We start from the raw sequence: 15,044 nt of genomic DNA, 5'->3' as shown, positions 1-15,044 counted from the left end.
TGCATGATTCATGCACTGGCTTTTAGCACACTGTTGAGTTCTCAAGAAACGGACGCGACCACCATCACCCGAAACCCACCGAGGGGTCCCGAGATCCAGGGCGATGACTTCCGTTCGGCCGACTCTACGACGATCGCCGCATCCCAGACCTGGAGGGCCATACGATCTCGGCCGATGCTCTTGTTAGAGTGACCACCCCTCTCGGGGCAACCACTCCATACTAAACCCTCGCCCGCCTCGCGTCAAACCTTTCGGTCTGACCGCGCCACGAACGACCCGGACTCGACGCGAACGCCTCGTCTGGATGGCTGTCGGAGTGGCTTGCCCGCCGGGTCCGGCCGCCTGTCGGCGTCCCGCACTCCCCGGGGGCGAAGAAAACATTAGGCAACGCCGACCCTGCCGTCAAATCACGCCGAGATGGCCGAAACCCTAGGTCAGACGGGTACTTCCGGCGTCTGCCACCCTCGACGCCATACGATTGTTACCTTCGTCACAACAACTCTTGGCCATGAAACAGCCGCCCCGGTCCGGGACCGAGGCGGCTGCCGATGCGCGGAAGGTCAGTGCGGGAGGTCAGGCGACCTCGATGCCGCCGACCGTCTTCTTGCCCCTGCGCAGCACGAGGAATCGGCCGTGCAGGAGGTCGTCCGCCGAGGGCACGTACTCCTCGTCGGTGATCTTCGTGTTGTTCAGGTACGCGCCGCCCTCCTTGACGGCCCGGCGTGCCGCGGACTTCGACTCCACCAGGCCGCTCTGCGCGAGCAGCTCGACGTACGGCGCGCCCAGGGTGGGCACGACCGCCTTGGGCACCTCGGCGAGAGCGGACTCCAGCGTGCGGGCGTCGAGTTCGGTCAGTGAGCCCTGCCCGAACAGCGCGCGCGACGCGGCGATCACGCGGGCCAGCTCGTCGGAGCCGTGCACCAGAGTGGTCAGGTCCTCGGCCAGGGCGCGCTGTGCCTCGCGAGCCGCCGGCCGCTCGGCCACGGCCTTCTCCAGCTCCTCGATCTCCTCCCGTGTCCGGAAGGTGAAGACCTTCAGGAACCGCACGACATCGCGGTCGTCGGCGTTCAGCCAGAACTGGTAGAAGGCGTACGGCGAGGTCAGCGCGGGGTCGAGCCAGATCGCCCCGCCTGCCGTCTTGCCGAACTTGGTCCCGTCGGCCTTGGTGATCAGCTTGCCGGTGAGCGCGTGGACGTGACCGCCCTCGACCCGGCGGATCAGATCGACACCCGCGGTGATGTTGCCCCACTGGTCGCTGCCGCCGAGCTGCAACGTGCATCCGTGCCGCCGGTACAGCTCCAGGTAGTCGTTGGCCTGCAGGATCTGGTAGCTGAACTCGGTGTAGCTGAGTCCCTCACCTGCCAGCCGGGCGGACACCGACTCCCTCGCCAGCATGCGGTTGACGGGGAAGTGCTTGCCGACGTCCCGGAGGAAGTCGATCGCCGACAGATTCGCGGTCCAGTCGAGGTTGCTGACCAGCGTGGCCGCCGTCGGTCCTTCGTCGAACGACAGGAACTTCTCGACCTGCACCCGGATTCGTGACACCCATTCGGCGACGATGTCGCTGGAGTTCAGCGCCCGCTCGGTGCTCCGGCCGCTCGGGTCGCCGATCAAACCGGTGGCGCCTCCTACCAGGCCGATGGGCCGGTGGCCCGCCCGCTGGAAGCGGGTCAGGATCAGCAGCGTGGCCAGGTTGCCCACGTGCAGAGAGGGCGCGGTCGGGTCGAAGCCCGCATAAACGGTGATCGGACCGTCGGCCAGCGCCTTGCGCAGCGCGTCGATGTCGGTCGTCTGCGCGATCACGTCGCGCCACTCGAGCTCGTCGAGGATGTCAGCCATCTCCGACGTCGGCACGAGGTTGCCTGAAGTTGCGGTCACGGTCGTGGCTTTCGCTTATCGAATGGTGGAAGTACGGGCTTCCGTACAAGCCTGCCTGATCACGGAACCTTATCGCCACTTCATACCTTCGCGTCAGCTCGCGGCGCGGCCTCGGCGCCGGGGAACGTGCGCACGGTACGGCGAGACGGTGGGGTCGCCGTCGATCCAGAACCTCCAGGGCGTCTCGGCGCCCGCCGACACGCCGGTGCGAGGACCTGTCCTGACCTGGCCGGACGGCACGGGCCGGCCCTCGTGCACCTGGATGGGGCCGCCGGAGCAGCAGTCCGACCCGTTGTGCTCCCGCACCACGCCGAGCGCCACCGTGAGCCGGGCCGGTCCACGCGCGAGGTCGCGGTCCGGAATGCGCCGCACCAGGCCTTCCAGGTCCGGGCCGTCGGCGTGCGGCATGCGCCGGACGCGCGCGGTGTGCACTCCCGCGATCACCTCGCCGGCGCGTAACAGTACGGCCGAACCGGTGCCCGCGGGCATGCACACCAGATTGGCGCAGTAGTGCATGCCGTACGTGAAGTAGACGTAGAGGTGCCCCGGCGGCCCGAACATGACCGAGTTACGCGGAGTACGTCCCCGGTAGGTGTGGGAGGCCGGGTCCTGCCCCGGCCCGCCGTACGCCTCGACCTCGCTCAGCCGCACGCCACCGACCCGTGCACGACCACGCGGCCGAGCAGGTCGGGGGCGACCACGTCAGAAGGGCGGTCGAAGAAGTCGCGGTCGAGCGGGGCGCCCGCGACCTCCTCGATCAGTTCTCGTTCGCCCATGCCGCCTGACCGTCGACGACCTCCCGGAGGTTCGCGATCTGGTCGCGGACCCGGTCGGGCGCGGTGCCCCCGAAGGCGCTGCGGGCGGCCAGCGCGCCGTGCACGTTCAGCACGTCACGGACGCTCGCACCGCTGGCGTCGACGGCGAAGTGCGGGGAGACCTTGGCCAGCTCGTCGTCGGTGAGCTCGCCGAGATCCTTGTCGTTCACCTGGCACCACACCACCAGGTGGCCGACGGCCTCGTGCGCCTCGCGGAACGGCACCCCGCGGCGGACCAGCAGTTCGGCGAGATCGGTGGCCAGGGCGAAGCCGTCGGGCGCACTGGCCTCCAGCTTGGCCTTGTTCACGCGCATCGTGGAGACCATGCCCGACACGGCGGGGAGCACCAGGAGCAGGGTGTCGACCGCGTCGAACACCGGCTCCTTGTCCTCCTGCAGGTCGCGGTTGTAGGTGAGCGGCAGGCCCTTGAGGGTCGTCAGCAGCGACATCAGCGAACCGATCAGCCGGCCGCTCTTGCCCCTGGCCAGCTCGGCCACGTCGGGGTTCTTCTTCTGCGGCATGATCGACGAGCCGGTGGAGTAGGCGTCGTCCACCTCGATCCACCGGAACTCCTGCGAGGCCCACAGCACGATCTCCTCGCCGAGCCGGGAGATGTGCACGCCGATCAGGGCCGCGCAGAACAGGAACTCGGCGGCGAAGTCGCGGTCGGCGACGGCGTCCATCGAGTTCGGCGCGGGGGCGTCGAACCCGAGTTCGGCGGCGACGGCGGCAGGGTCGAGCGGGAGGGAGGACCCGGCCAGCGCGCCCGAGCCGAGCGGCGAGACCGCCGCGCGCCTGTCCCAGTCCCGGAGGCGGTCCACGTCCCGGGTGAGCGCGTGGACGTGGGCCAGAAGCTGGTGGCCGAACGACACGGGCTGGGCGTGCTGCAGGTGCGTCATGCCGGGGGCGGCGACGTCGGCGTTCTCCTCGGCCTGGCTGATCAGCGCGGTCTCCAGCTCGACGAGCCGGGAGACGATCATGCGGACGTGGTCACGCAGGTAGAGGCGCAGGTCGGTGGCGATCTGGTCGTTGCGGCTGCGGCCGGCGCGGAGCTTGCCGCCCAGCGAGCCGAGCCGTTCGAGCAGGCCGCGCTCCAGGGCCGTGTGCACGTCCTCGTCGGCCACGGTGGGGCGGAACTCCCCCTTGCGGCACGCCCGGTCGAGGTCGTCGAGCGCGCCCAGCATGCGGTCGAGTTCCTCCTGCGTCAGCAGCCCGGCGCGGTGCAGCACGCGCGCGTGCGCGCGCGAGGCCAGCAGATCGTACGGCGCGAGCCGCCAGTCGAACTGCACGCTCACCGACAGGCGCGTGAGGGCGTCCGCGGGTCCCCCCTCGAACCTGCCACCCCAGAGCCGCATCGGCTTGTTGTCCGCCACCGTCTTCTCCCTCCGATATTCAAGTCCCTGCAGAAAAGATGACCGCGCGCCGTTCCCGCCCGGGCCGTCGTACGTGGATCCTTGCGCCTTTTCCGGTTTCTCGATGAACCGTCGGCGCGAATCCTTCACGCGGATCCTGCTGCGGGACTAATCCGCGACCTTAGCCGACGTACGCCCCGGTCCCTGCACCGGAACCGGGGCGTATGCCGGGTGAATCAGGCCTGGCGAGCGTCCCGCGCGGCCGCGTTTCGTTGTGGTCCGTCGAGTGCGGCGGTCTCCGGCTGACGTCGATCGGCAGGCCCTTCCCCGGCGGCCTCCGCACCAGTCCTCCCGGCGAGGTAGGGGATGGCCACCGACGTGCCGAGTCCGCCCGCCAGTGGGCCCGTCTCCGTCATGGTTCCTGATTCTCACTGCCGTGGTCGCGGACCTCCGCGGTGAGCTTGTGCCTGGTCACGTCGGGCGGACGGCGGGTGGCCAGGTTGAGCAGGGTTTCCGCCAGCGCCTGCCCTCCGGTCGGGTCACGGCTGATGACGAGGATCGTGTCGTCACCGGCCACCGTGCCGAGGATGGACTCCCAGCCCGCGTGGTCGATGGCCGAAGCGAGGAACTGTGCCGCTCCCGGCGGCGTGCGCAGGATCACGAGGTTGGCCGACGCCTCGGCCGACACCAGAAGCTCCTCGGCGATCCTCCGCAGCCGCGCGTCCGGGTTCTCCGGCAAGCCGTTCGCGGCACCGGTCCGGTAGAGCGGTATCCGCCCTCCGCCCTCACCCGGCAGCGCGTAGACCAGCGTGCCGTCGTCGGCCCGCAGCTTCAGCGCGCCCAGCTCGTCGAGATCGCGGGAGAGCGTGGCCTGGGTGACCTCCACTCCCTGCTCCGCCAGAAGCTTGGCCAGCTCGGGCTGCGAGCGGACCTTGTGCCTGGTCAGCAGCTCCACGATGCGTGCGTGCCGGGCCGCCTTCGTCAGCGGGATGGTCACGACCCCTCCGCACCTCGCGTCGCCAGCCAGTGCAGCAGCGCCTTCTGGGCGTGCAGCCGGTTCTCCGCCTGGTCCCACACCACGCTCTGCGGCCCGTCGATGACGTCCGCGGCGATCTCCAAGCCCCGGTATGCCGGGAGGCAGTGAAGCACGATCGCGTCCGGGTCCGCCAAGCCGAGCAGGGCCGTGCTCACCTGGTAGGAGGCGAAGGCGGCGACCCGCTCGTCCTTGCCGTCCTGGCCCATGGACACCCACGTGTCGGTCGCGACGACATGCGCTCCAGCCACCGCGGCCTCCGGATCGCTCACCGCCGTGACCGACCCGCCCGTGGCCGCCGCGATCTCGGCAGCCCGCTCCATGACCAGGGCGTCGGGCAGGTAGCCCACCGGCGCCCCGATCCGGACGTGCATGCCGGCCGTGGCGCCGCCCAGCAGGTAGGAGTGGGCCATGTTGTTGGCGCCGTCGCCGAGGTAGGCGAGCGTGAGGCCCCGGGGCGAGCCCTTGTGCTCCCGGATCGTCTGCAGGTCGGCGAGGATCTGGCAGGGGTGGAACTCGTCGGTCAGCGCGTTCACCACCGGCACCGACGAGTGGGCCGCCATCACCTCGATGCGCTCCTGGCCCGCCGTCCGCCACACGATCGCCGCGACCTGCCGGGACAGCACCCGCGCGGTGTCCTCGATCGGCTCTCCGCGTCCCATCTGGGAGGTGCCGAGGTCCATGAGCAGAGGCTGGCCGCCCAGTTCCGCCACGCCGACGGTGAAGGAGACCCGGGTGCGAGTGGATGGCTTGTCGAACAGGACGGCGACCGTGCGAGGGCCCTCGAAGGGCCGGTAGCCGAACCGGTCCTTCTTCATGGCCTCGGCGAGGTCGAGCACCTGCGCCTGCTCCTCCGGCGACAGGTCGTCGTCCCGCAGGAAATGTCGGACTCGCGCCGAGTCCGCGCCCTGGCTCGTGCTGGCGACGGGGTTCACGAGGTCGTTCTCAGGCATCTGCGGCCTCCAGGATGCCGGGCAGCGCGTCGAGGAAGGTCTGCACGTCGGATTCGGTGATGACAAGCGGCGGCGCGAGCCGTACCGCGTCGGGCTGAAGGGCGTTGACCAGGAATCCGGCCTCCTGTGCCACCGCCTGCACCTGCGCCGACTTCGGCGCGGTGAGCACGGCGGCCAGCCACAGCCCGCGTCCCCTCACCCCCTTCAGCAAGGGATGCCGCACGGCGGCGATGCCCTCGGACAGCAGCGCTCCCACCTTCACGACATTACCGAGCAGCCCGTCACGCTCGATCGTGTTCAGCACCGCGAGCGCCGCCGCGCAGGAAACCGGGTTGCCGCCGAAGGTCGAGCCGTGGTCGCCCTTGGCGAAGACCTCGCCGGCCTCGCCGAAGCCGATGCAGGCGCCGATCGGCAGGCCGCCGCCGAGGCCCTTGGCCAGCGTCAGGACGTCGGGGACGACCCCCTCCACCTGGTGGGCGAACCAATGCCCGGTGCGGCCGATGGCCGACTGGATCTCGTCGGCGACGAGGAGTGCCCCCGCCGAGGAGCAGATCTCCCTGGCGGTGCGGAAGTAGCCGTCGGGCGGTGGGATGACACCCGCCTCACCCTGGGTGGGCTCCAGGAAGACCGCGGCGCAGTCCTCGGTCACCGCGTTCTTGAGCGCGTCCGCGTCGCCGTACGGTACGAACCGGACGTCGAGCGGGAACGGCCCGAACTGGTCGCGGATCGCAGGCTTGCCCGTCAGTGACAGCGCACCGAGCGTGCGGCCGTGGAAGCCGTTCTCCGTCGCGACCATGTAGCCGCGGCCGTGCGTCCTGCCGTACTTGATGGCGATCTTGACCGCGGCCTCGTTGGCCTCGGTGCCGGAGTTGGAGAGGAAGACCCGCGCCGGCTCTCCGAGCAGGGCGAGCAGCTTCTCGGCGAGCAGCACCTCGGGCTCGTGCAGGAACAGGTTCGAGGTGTGCGCGAGAGTCGCCACCTGCCGGGACACCGCCTCGACCAGGGCCGGGTGGTTGTGGCCGAGGGAGGTCACCGCGATGCCGCCGATGAGGTCGAGGTAGCGGCGCCCTTCCACGTCCCAGACGGCGCAGCCCTCGCCGCGGGCGATGGCGACCGGCGGCACCCCGTAGTTGCGCATGAACGCCGCTTCGAAGCGTCCGCGCAGTTCGTCGTTGGTGGTCACCTGGCAACCTCCCCGTTCACGGTGCCGTCCGCCGTCGCTCCGGTCCCGCCTCGCACCGCCGGAACGGCGTCGTCTGGCTCGACCATCGTCCCGATGCCCTCGTCGGTGAAGACCTCCAGCAGCAGCGCGTGCGGCACCCGCCCGTCGAGCACGTGGGCCTGGGGCACGCCGCCGCGCACGGCGGCCAGGCATGCCTCCATCTTCGGCACCATGCCACTGGACAGCGAGGGCAGCAACGCGGCGAGTTCGGACGCCCCGATGCGACTGACGACCTCCTCGCTGTTGGGCCAGTCGGCGTAGAGCCCCTCGACGTCGGTGAGGACGATGAGCTTCGACGCCTGGAGCGCCACGGCGAGAGCGGCCGCGGCGGTGTCGGCGTTGACGTTGTAGATCCCGCCGTCCTCGCCGCGGGCCACGGACGACACCACCGGGATGCGGCCGTCGTCCAGCAGGGCCCGCACGGCTCCGGCCTCGACCCGGACGATCTCCCCGACCTGGCCGATGTCGACCTTGACGCCGTCCACGACGACGTGCTTGCGCTCGGCGGTGAACAGGTGGGCGTCCTCGCCGGACATGCCGACCGCGAACGGCCCGTGCCCGTTGATCAGCCCGACCACGTCGCGGTTGACCTGGCCGACCAGGACCATCCGGACGACCTGCATCGCCTCGGGTGTGGTCACCCGGAGCCCGGAAACGAAGTGGCTGTCGATCCCGAGCAGGTCGAGGTGCGACTGGATCTGCGGGCCGCCGCCGTGCACGATCACCGGCCGCAGGCCGGCGTAACGCAGGAACACCACGTCGGCCGCGAACTTGGCCCGCAGGTGCTCCTCCGTCATCGCGTTGCCGCCGTACTTGATGACGACGGTCGCGCCGTGGAAGCGCGCCAGCCAGGGCAGCGCCTCGATCAGGGTGTGCGCCTTGTCCAGTGCGCCGTTCCGCCGGACGCTCATGACGAGTACGCCGAGTTCTCGTGCACGTACGCCGCCGTGAGGTCCGTGGTGTGCACGGTCGCGGTGTGCGGGCCGGCGGACAGGTCGATGGTGATCGTCACGTCGCGGGGCCGCAGGTCGACCTTGGCGCGATCGTCTCCCGCCGCGCCGCCGCGACAGATCCAGATGCCGTTGACCGCCACGTTGACCCGCTCGGCGTCGAACACGGCGTCGGTGGTGCCGACCGCGCTGACCACCCGGCCCCAGTTGGGGTCCTCGCCGTGGATCGCGCACTTGAGCAGGTTGGAGCGGGCGACCGCGCGGCCCACCGCCACCGCGTCCTCCTCCGACGCCGCGCCGACGACCTCGATGGCGATCGCCTTCGAGGCGCCCTCGGCGTCGACCAGGAGCTGCCGGGCCAGGTCCGCGCAGACGGCGGTGACGACCTTCTCGAACTCGGCGAGGTCGGGGCGCACGCCCGACGCGCCGCTCGCGAGCAGCAGCACGGTGTCGTTGGTCGACATGCAGCCGTCGGTGTCGAGCCGGTCGAACGTCACGGAGGTCGCCTTGCGCAGCACCGTGTCGAGTTCCTCGGACGTGAGGTCGGCGTCGGTGGTCAGCACGCACAGCATCGTGGCGAGCGCGGGCGCGAGCATCCCGGCGCCCTTGGCCATGCCGCCCACCATGTAGCCGTTCTCGCCTCGGCGGAAGGAGATCTTGCTGACGGTGTCGGTGGTCCGGATCGCGTCGGCCGCCGCCAGGCCTCCGTCGCGGCTGAGCTGGGCGGCCGCGGTCCCCACGCCGCCGAGCAGCGCGTCCATCGGCAGCCGCTCGCCGATCAGGCCGGTGGAGCAGACCGCGATCTCGGCCGCGGAGTCGTCCAGGACCTCCGCCACCTTCTCGGCGGTGGCATGGGTGTCCTGGAAGCCCAGCGGGCCGGTGCAGGCGTTGGCTCCGCCGGAGTTGAGGACGACGGCCCTGACCCGGCCGCCGCTGAGGACCTGAGCCGACCACAGGACGGGCGCGGCCTTGAAGCGGTTGCGGGTGAAGACGCCGGCCGCGGCGCGCGAGGGGCCGTCGTTGACGACCAGGGCCAGGTCGCGGGCACCGCCGCTCTTGATCCCGGCGGCGACTCCCGCGGCGCGGAAGCCCAGCGGTGCGGTGACGCTCATGCCGCCCCCTCGCCAATCCCGCTGTGCTTAACGCTTCGCTCGCTCATGCGCGCTCCTCCAAGGGGACTCTTGCTCACGGGGCGACTCCATCGGTGGGAAGGCCGGCTTCTTCTGGAAGGCCGAGCGCGAGGTTGGCGCTCTGGATCGCGCCTCCCGCGGTTCCCTTGGTGAGGTTGTCGATGGCGACGACGGCGACGATCCGACCGGCCCGCTCGTCGAGGGCGACCTGCAGGACCGCCGTGTTGGCCCCGACCGTCATCGCGGTCGCCGGCCAGACCCCCTCGGGCAGCAGGTGGAGGAACGGCTCGTCCTTCACCGCCGTCTCGTACGCCTCCCGGACCGCGGCGGGGGTGACGCCGGAGACGGCGGGAGCCGTGCAGGTGGCGAGGATGCCGCGGCTCATCGGCGCGAGGGTCGGCGTGAACGACACCCGGACCGGCCGTCCGGCGACCGCCGACAGGTTCTGCTCCATCTCCGGGGTGTGCCGGTGCACCCCGCCCACGCCGTACGCGCTGACCGAGCCCATGACCTCGCTGCCGAGCAGGTTGGCCTTGGGCGCCCGGCCGGCTCCGGAGGCGCCGCTCGCCGCGACGACCACGACGTCGGGCTCGGCCAGCCCGGCCGCGAAGGCGGGGAACAACGCCAGCGTCGCGGCCGTCGGGTAGCAGCCGGGGACGGCGATGCGCCGGGCGCCGCGCAGGACCTCGCGCTGACCGGGCAGCTCGGGCAGGCCGTAGGGCCACGTGCCGGCGTGGACGCCGCCGTAGAATGCTGTCCACTCCTGCGCGCTGGTCAGCCGGAAGTCGGCGCCGCAGTCGACGACGAGCGTGCCGTCGCCGAGTTCGGCGGCGACCGCGGCCGACTGACCGTGCGGGAGGGCGAGGAAGACGACGTCGTGACCGGCGAGCACGTCGGGGGTGGTCTGCTCGATCACCCGGTCGGCCAGCGACGGCAGGTGGGGTTGGTGGGCGCCGAGCCTGGTGCCCGCGCTGGACGCGGCGGTCAGCGCGCCGATCTCGACGGCGGGGTGTCCGAGCAGCAGACGGAGCAGCTCTCCTCCCGCGTAGCCGCTGGCCCCGGCGATCGCCGCCCTCATCCGCGCCCCCCGATCCTTCGCGATCTCTGCATGATCATGCAGCGGACCTCATGTTCTTGCTGGTGTAGAGAGTATGCATCGCAAAGCATGAGCATGCAAGCAGCGTTCCGAGGGATGGACATCTAGCCGACGTACCTACCGGTCGGTATCGTGAAACCTCCGGTTAACGAACGAATCCGGGAGTGCGCCAGCATGACGATCACGAACGAACAGGTCCAGGCCCAGCTCACGGCGCCCGGGCAGCTCTTCGAGATGGAAGAGGTCGAGGTCGGCGGTCACAAGATCCGGGCGTGGAAGCACGCTCCCGCGACCTTCCGGGCCCTCCTGGAGATCACCCGGTTCCACGGGGACAAGGTGTTCGTCGTCTACGAGGACGAACGCATCACCTACGAGGAGCACTTCCGGCTGGCCGCGACGCTCGCCAACCGCCTGGTGGACGACTACGGCGTGCGCAAGGGCGACCGCGTGGCCGTGGCGATGCGCAACTACCCCGAGTGGATCGTCTCCTTCTCCGCCGTGCTCGCCGCCGGGGCGGTGGCCGTGCCGCTCAACGCCTGGTGGACCGAGCAGGAGCTGGAGTACGGCCTGAGCGACTCGGGCGCCAAGGTCGTGATCGCCGACGGCGAGCGCGCCGCCCGGATGGCCGGCAGCGGCCTGCCGATGATCGTCACCCGCGGGGAGGGGGCCAACTGGGCCGATGTCCTCGGCGAGGTCCGGCCCGACGTGACGCTGCCGCAGGTCGAGCTCGGCCCCGACGACCCCGCCACGATCTTCTACACCTCCGGCACCACCGGCAGGTCCAAGGGCGCCCTCGGCAGCCACCGCAACCTGGGTCAGGCGCCGATGACCGTCGCGTACGCGATGATGCGCACGGTGGCCATGGCCGGCAGGGACGTGGCCGCGGCGGCGGAAAAGCGCAGGATCACCCTGCTGACCGTGCCCCTCTTCCACGTCACCGGATGCTTCGCCGTACTGATGACCACGATGTTCAGCGGCGGCGGGCTCGTACTGATGTACAAGTGGGACCCCAAGCGGGCCCTGGAGCTCATCGAGCGCGAGAAGGTCACCGTGATGAGCGGCGTGCCGACCAACGCCTGGCAACTGCTGTCGCACCCCGACCTGGACAAGCACGACATCTCCTCGCTCGGCTCCATCTCGTACGGCGGCGCCCCGGCCCCGCCGAAGCTGCTGGAGCGGATCACCGAGTCGCTCCCCAACCGCACGCCCGCCAACGGGTACGGCATGACCGAGACGACCGCGCTCGCGATCTACAACAGCGGCGGGGACTACCTGGCCAAGCCCGACAGCATCGGGCTGCCGCTCGCCGTCGTGGACGTGAAGATCTGCGACCCGCTCGGCGCGGAGCTGCCGCCCGGCGAGGTCGGCGAGCTGTGCATGCGCGGACCGATCGTGATCATGGGCTACTGGAACCGGCCGGAGGCCACGGCGGAGACGTTCGTGGACGGCTGGCTGCACACGGGCGACCTGGCCCGCATCGACGAGGACGGCTACGTCTACATCGTCGACCGGGCCAAGGACATGGTCATCAGGGGCGGCGAGAACGTCTACTGCGCCGAGGTCGAGGCCGCCCTTTTCGAGCACCCCGCGGTGGACGACGCGGCCGTGATCGGCATCCCGGACGACGAGCTGGGCGAGCAGGTCGGCGCGGTCGTACGGCTCAAGCAGGGCGCCGGCGCCACCGGCGAGGAGCTCCAGGAGTTCCTGCGCGGCCGCATCGCGGCGTTCAAGGTGCCGGTGAGGTTCTGGTTCAGGGAGGCCGAACTGCCGCGCAACCCCGGAGGCAAGGTCCTCAAGACCCACCTGCGCAAGGAGACCCTGGGCCTCTGACCGAGGATCGTAGGGCGGGTGGCCATCCGCCCTACGATCCTTCAACGCGGCCGTCGGCCTCCTCGCCGGCCCTTGCACGTCGTCGCCACGCGTCGAACCGCGGGCGCTGCGGGGTTTCAGCCTTCGTGGATCCGGCCGGCCTCGACGACGACGCGGCGTGTCGTGTGGACGGCCTTCAGCATGCGCCGGTCGTGGGTGACGAGCAGCAGGGTCCCCGCGTACGAGGCGAGCGCGGACTCCAGCTGTTCGATCGCCGGAAGGTCGAGATGGTTGGTCGGCTCGTCCAGGACGAGCAGGTTGACCCCACGGGCCTGAAGGAGAGCGAGGGCCGCCCTCGTCCGCTCGCCCGGCGACAGCGTGGCCGCCGGGCGGAGCACGTGGTCGGCGCGCAGGCCGAACTTGGCCAGCACTGTGCGGACGTCGGCGGGCGGCAGGTCGACGAGCGCGCCGAACGCGTCGAGCAGCGGCTCGTCGCCTTCGAAAAGGGCGCGGGCCTGGTCGACCTCGCCGACGACCACGCCCGGGCCGAGCGCCGCCGTCCCCTCGGCGAGGGGTATCCGGCCGAGCAGCACGCCGAGCAGGGTGCTCTTGCCCGAGCCGTTCGCGCCGGTGATCGCAACCCGGTCCGCCCAGTCGATCTGCAGGTCGACGGGCCCGAGCGTGAAGGCGCCGCGTCGCGCGACCGCGCCGCGCAGCGTCGCGACCACGGCCCCGGAGCGAGGGGCGGCGGCGATCTCCATCCGCAGCTCCCACTCCTTACGCGGCTCCTCGACGACGTCCAGCCGCTCGATCAGCCTCTCGGTCTGCCGGGCCTTGGCCGCCTGCTTCTCCGTCGCCTCGGTGCGGAACTTCCGCCCGATCTTGTCGCCGTCGGTGGCCTTGCGGCGCGCGTTCTTGACGCCCTTCTCCATCCAGGCGCGCTGCGCCCGGGCACGGGTTTCCAAGGACGCCTTGGTCTCGGCGTACTCCTCGTACTGCTCGCGCGCGTGCCTGCGGGCGACCTCGCGCTCCTCCAGGTAGGCGTCGTAACCGCCGCCGTACGCGCGGACCTGCCGCTGGGCCAGGTCGAGCTCGACCACCCTGTTCACCGTACGAGCGAGGAACTCGCGGTCGTGACTGACGACCACGGTCCCGGCGCGCAGTCCCGTCACGAAGCGTTCGAGCCGGTCCAGGCCGTCGAGGTCGAGGTCGTTGGTGGGCTCGTCGAGCAGGAACACGTCGTAACGGCTGAGCAGCAGCGAGGCCAGCCCCACCCGGGCCGCCTGGCCGCCGGAGAGGGACGTCATCTCCTGCTCCAAGCCGACCGTGAGCCCGAGGTCGGCGGCCACCTCCGCGGCCCGTTCCTCCAGGTCGGCGCCGCCGAGGGCGAGCCAGCGCTCGAGGGCCTCGGCGTACGCGTCCCCGGGATCGCCGCTCACGAGCGCCTCGGTGGCCGCGTCGAGGGCCCGCTGCGCGGCGGCGACACCGGTCCGGCGGGCGAGAAAGGCGGCGACGGTCTCACCGGGCCGCCGTTCGGGCTCCTGCGGCAGATGGCCGACGTTGGCGGTGGGCGGGCTGAGCCGTACGCCGCCGTGCTCGGGGGCGTCGAGGCCGGCCAGCAGGCGCAGCAGCGTCGACTTCCCCGCGCCGTTCACCCCCACCAGCCCCACGACGTCACCGGGCGCGACGACCAGATCGAGATCCGAGAACAGGACACGGTCGCCGTGCCCGGCGGCGAGTTCCTTCGCGACAAGAGTGGCGCTCATCAGGACACAGACCTTACTGGGTCCCGACGCGGATGCCACGACCGGCGAGATCCGCCCATACGGTGCGGCGTTTACCTCCCGCGTAATCGCCTCTCTTCGGGGCTCCGTGACACCGTTCAGGCGTCGTCACGGAAGACATCCCCGAAGGAGTGGACAATGACCGACTACACCGCCATGGCCGAGCGTTACATCGCCGCCTGGAACGAGCGCGACGCCGAGGCCAGGGCGAAGGCGGTGGCGGAGCTGTGGACCGAGGACGGCGGCTACACCGACCCGCTGGCCGCCGTCACCGGGCACGACGGGATCGCCGCGGTGATCGCCGGCGCTCAGGAGATGTTCCCCGGGTTCGTGTTCACCCTGGGCGGGCCCGTGGACGGGCACCACGACACGGCGCGCTTCACCTGGCACCTCGGCCCGGAAGGCGCGGAAGGCACGGACGGCGCGGCCGAGCCCGTCGTGATCGGCTTCGACGTCGTGGCGCTCGCCGAGGACGGCCGGATCCGGAACGTGTACGGCTTCCTCGACAAGGTCCCCGCCTGACCGTGCTCACGGGGCTCAGGAGCCGTCCGGGACTTCCGCTCCCGGACGGCTCCGGAGGGCCGGCCACGTCGCCGCGTTCCCCGCGCTGCCGGTCGTGCGGCTCATCGGCATGAAAAGTTCATCGGCGTTCCGGCATTACAGGCCGTCCTTATCAGCTCATGGACTCGAAACGTTTCAGCTAATCTTTGACATGTTTCAGAGCTGTTCTCACAATGATCCTCCGGCGAACCCCGGGGCCGGGTGGCGCTCCCCTACCGGCGACTCGCGCCGCCCGGCCCTCCCCCGATCGGAGGAGCAGACATGGCCGACAGCACCGTGCCCACCGCAAGACGTACGGGCTTACGCAGAACGCTCGCCACGGCGCTCGCGGGCGTCCTGACCGCGGCACTCGCGACCGTGACCCTGTCCGCCACGGCCGCGCAGGCGGCCGACTGCAGCGCCGGGTACGTCGGCCTGACCTACGACGACGGCCCCAATCCCAGCAACACGACGAACCTGCT

The 15,044-nt window shown here is 70.9% G+C and carries 13 protein-coding genes and 1 pseudogene; 3 read left to right on the top strand and 11 right to left on the bottom strand.

The window, feature by feature from the left end; genetic code table 11:
• Positions 1 to 573 precede the first annotated feature (573 nt).
• The 10 genes from tyrS to argC all read right to left on the bottom strand — a co-directional run bounded on the left by tyrS (position 574) and on the right by argC (position 10,411).
• Entirely contained in the window at positions 574 to 1,839 is a 1,266-nt protein-coding gene (tyrS, locus tag B1L11_RS41900) for a tyrosine--tRNA ligase (protein WP_079320741.1), read from the bottom strand.
• 132 nt (positions 1,840 to 1,971) lie between these two features.
• Entirely contained in the window at positions 1,972 to 2,529 is a 558-nt protein-coding gene (locus B1L11_RS41895) for a DNA-3-methyladenine glycosylase (RefSeq protein ID WP_256863355.1), read from the bottom strand.
• Positions 2,520 to 2,654: a DNA-3-methyladenine glycosylase gene (locus B1L11_RS53290; protein ID WP_256863354.1), complete on the bottom strand. Its 135-nt coding sequence runs from the start codon at positions 2,652 to 2,654 to the stop codon at positions 2,520 to 2,522. The genes B1L11_RS41895 and B1L11_RS53290 overlap by 10 nt, the downstream gene beginning before the upstream one ends.
• On the bottom strand, positions 2,636 to 4,048 hold the full coding sequence (gene argH / locus B1L11_RS41890; protein WP_079320740.1) for an argininosuccinate lyase: 1,413 nt from the start codon (positions 4,046 to 4,048) through the stop codon (positions 2,636 to 2,638). The genes B1L11_RS53290 and argH overlap by 19 nt, the downstream gene beginning before the upstream one ends.
• A gap of 409 nt (positions 4,049 to 4,457) precedes the next feature.
• A complete protein-coding gene (locus B1L11_RS41885; protein ID WP_079320739.1) occupies positions 4,458 to 5,042 on the bottom strand; it encodes an arginine repressor in 585 nt (194 codons plus the stop codon).
• Positions 5,039 to 6,031, bottom strand: coding sequence for an ornithine carbamoyltransferase (gene argF / locus B1L11_RS41880; protein ID WP_079320738.1), 993 nt, complete (start codon positions 6,029 to 6,031; stop codon positions 5,039 to 5,041). Before argF ends, B1L11_RS41885 begins: the two co-directional genes overlap by 4 nt.
• A complete protein-coding gene (locus B1L11_RS41875) occupies positions 6,024 to 7,169 on the bottom strand; it encodes an acetylornithine transaminase (RefSeq protein WP_239108524.1) in 1,146 nt (381 codons plus the stop codon). The genes argF and B1L11_RS41875 overlap by 8 nt, the downstream gene beginning before the upstream one ends.
• 41 nt (positions 7,170 to 7,210) lie before the next feature.
• Positions 7,211 to 8,164 carry an acetylglutamate kinase gene (argB, locus tag B1L11_RS41870; RefSeq protein WP_079320736.1) on the bottom strand — a complete coding sequence of 318 codons (954 nt, stop codon included), beginning with the start codon at positions 8,162 to 8,164 and terminating at the stop codon, positions 7,211 to 7,213.
• Positions 8,161 to 9,315: a bifunctional glutamate N-acetyltransferase/amino-acid acetyltransferase ArgJ gene (gene argJ / locus B1L11_RS41865; RefSeq protein ID WP_079320735.1), complete on the bottom strand. Its 1,155-nt coding sequence runs from the start codon at positions 9,313 to 9,315 to the stop codon at positions 8,161 to 8,163. The genes argB and argJ overlap by 4 nt, the downstream gene beginning before the upstream one ends.
• Positions 9,316 to 9,388: 73 nt before the next feature.
• A complete protein-coding gene (argC, locus tag B1L11_RS41860; RefSeq protein WP_079320734.1) occupies positions 9,389 to 10,411 on the bottom strand; it encodes an N-acetyl-gamma-glutamyl-phosphate reductase in 1,023 nt (340 codons plus the stop codon).
• Between the two features lie 192 nt (positions 10,412 to 10,603).
• Between argC and B1L11_RS41855 the strand changes: the two genes are divergently transcribed.
• Complete coding sequence (locus B1L11_RS41855; protein ID WP_079320733.1) at positions 10,604 to 12,259, top strand: class I adenylate-forming enzyme family protein; 1,656 nt, start codon at positions 10,604 to 10,606, stop codon at positions 12,257 to 12,259.
• 116 nt (positions 12,260 to 12,375) lie between these two features.
• On the opposite strand, the gene B1L11_RS41850 is transcribed toward B1L11_RS41855, so the two are convergent.
• Positions 12,376 to 14,004: an ABC-F family ATP-binding cassette domain-containing protein gene (locus B1L11_RS41850; protein ID WP_079320732.1), complete on the bottom strand. Its 1,629-nt coding sequence runs from the start codon at positions 14,002 to 14,004 to the stop codon at positions 12,376 to 12,378.
• Between the two features lie 156 nt (positions 14,005 to 14,160).
• Here B1L11_RS41850 and B1L11_RS41845 point away from each other — a divergent pair, with 156 nt between their 5' ends.
• Together B1L11_RS41845 and B1L11_RS49185 are read left to right on the top strand one after the other, a co-directional pair.
• Positions 14,161 to 14,544, top strand: a complete 384-nt coding sequence (locus tag B1L11_RS41845; protein ID WP_079320731.1) for a nuclear transport factor 2 family protein — start codon at positions 14,161 to 14,163, stop codon at positions 14,542 to 14,544.
• A gap of 300 nt (positions 14,545 to 14,844) precedes the next feature.
• A pseudogene (locus tag B1L11_RS49185) lies at positions 14,845 to 15,044 on the top strand (hypothetical protein); the annotation flags it as partial.

This window comes from Microbispora sp. GKU 823, from assembly GCF_002027145.1.
GTDB classification, from domain to species: Bacteria; Actinomycetota; Actinomycetes; order Streptosporangiales; family Streptosporangiaceae; genus Microbispora; species Microbispora siamensis.
This window is presented reverse-complemented; position numbering and strand designations above follow the sequence as displayed.

Bases quoted from the DNA above. Each gene is read 5' to 3' on its own strand.
- tyrS (WP_079320741.1), bottom strand. From the start codon at position 1,839: ATGGCTGACATCCTCGACGAGCTCGAGTGGCGCGACGTGATCGCGCAG.
- argC (WP_079320734.1), bottom strand. From the start codon at position 10,411: ATGAGGGCGGCGATCGCCGGGGCCAGCGGCTACGCGGGAGGAGAGCTG.
- B1L11_RS41855 (WP_079320733.1), top strand. From the start codon at position 10,604: ATGACGATCACGAACGAACAGGTCCAGGCCCAGCTCACGGCGCCCGGG.
- argF (WP_079320738.1), bottom strand. From the start codon at position 6,031: ATGCCTGAGAACGACCTCGTGAACCCCGTCGCCAGCACGAGCCAGGGC.
- B1L11_RS41875 (WP_239108524.1), bottom strand. From the start codon at position 7,169: ATGCGCAACTACGGGGTGCCGCCGGTCGCCATCGCCCGCGGCGAGGGC.
- B1L11_RS41845 (WP_079320731.1), top strand. From the start codon at position 14,161: ATGACCGACTACACCGCCATGGCCGAGCGTTACATCGCCGCCTGGAAC.
- B1L11_RS53290 (WP_256863354.1), bottom strand. From the start codon at position 2,654: ATGGGCGAACGAGAACTGATCGAGGAGGTCGCGGGCGCCCCGCTCGAC.
- argJ (WP_079320735.1), bottom strand. From the start codon at position 9,315: ATGAGCGTCACCGCACCGCTGGGCTTCCGCGCCGCGGGAGTCGCCGCC.
- argB (WP_079320736.1), bottom strand. From the start codon at position 8,164: ATGAGCGTCCGGCGGAACGGCGCACTGGACAAGGCGCACACCCTGATC.
- B1L11_RS41850 (WP_079320732.1), bottom strand. From the start codon at position 14,004: ATGAGCGCCACTCTTGTCGCGAAGGAACTCGCCGCCGGGCACGGCGAC.
- argH (WP_079320740.1), bottom strand. From the start codon at position 4,048: ATGCGGCTCTGGGGTGGCAGGTTCGAGGGGGGACCCGCGGACGCCCTC.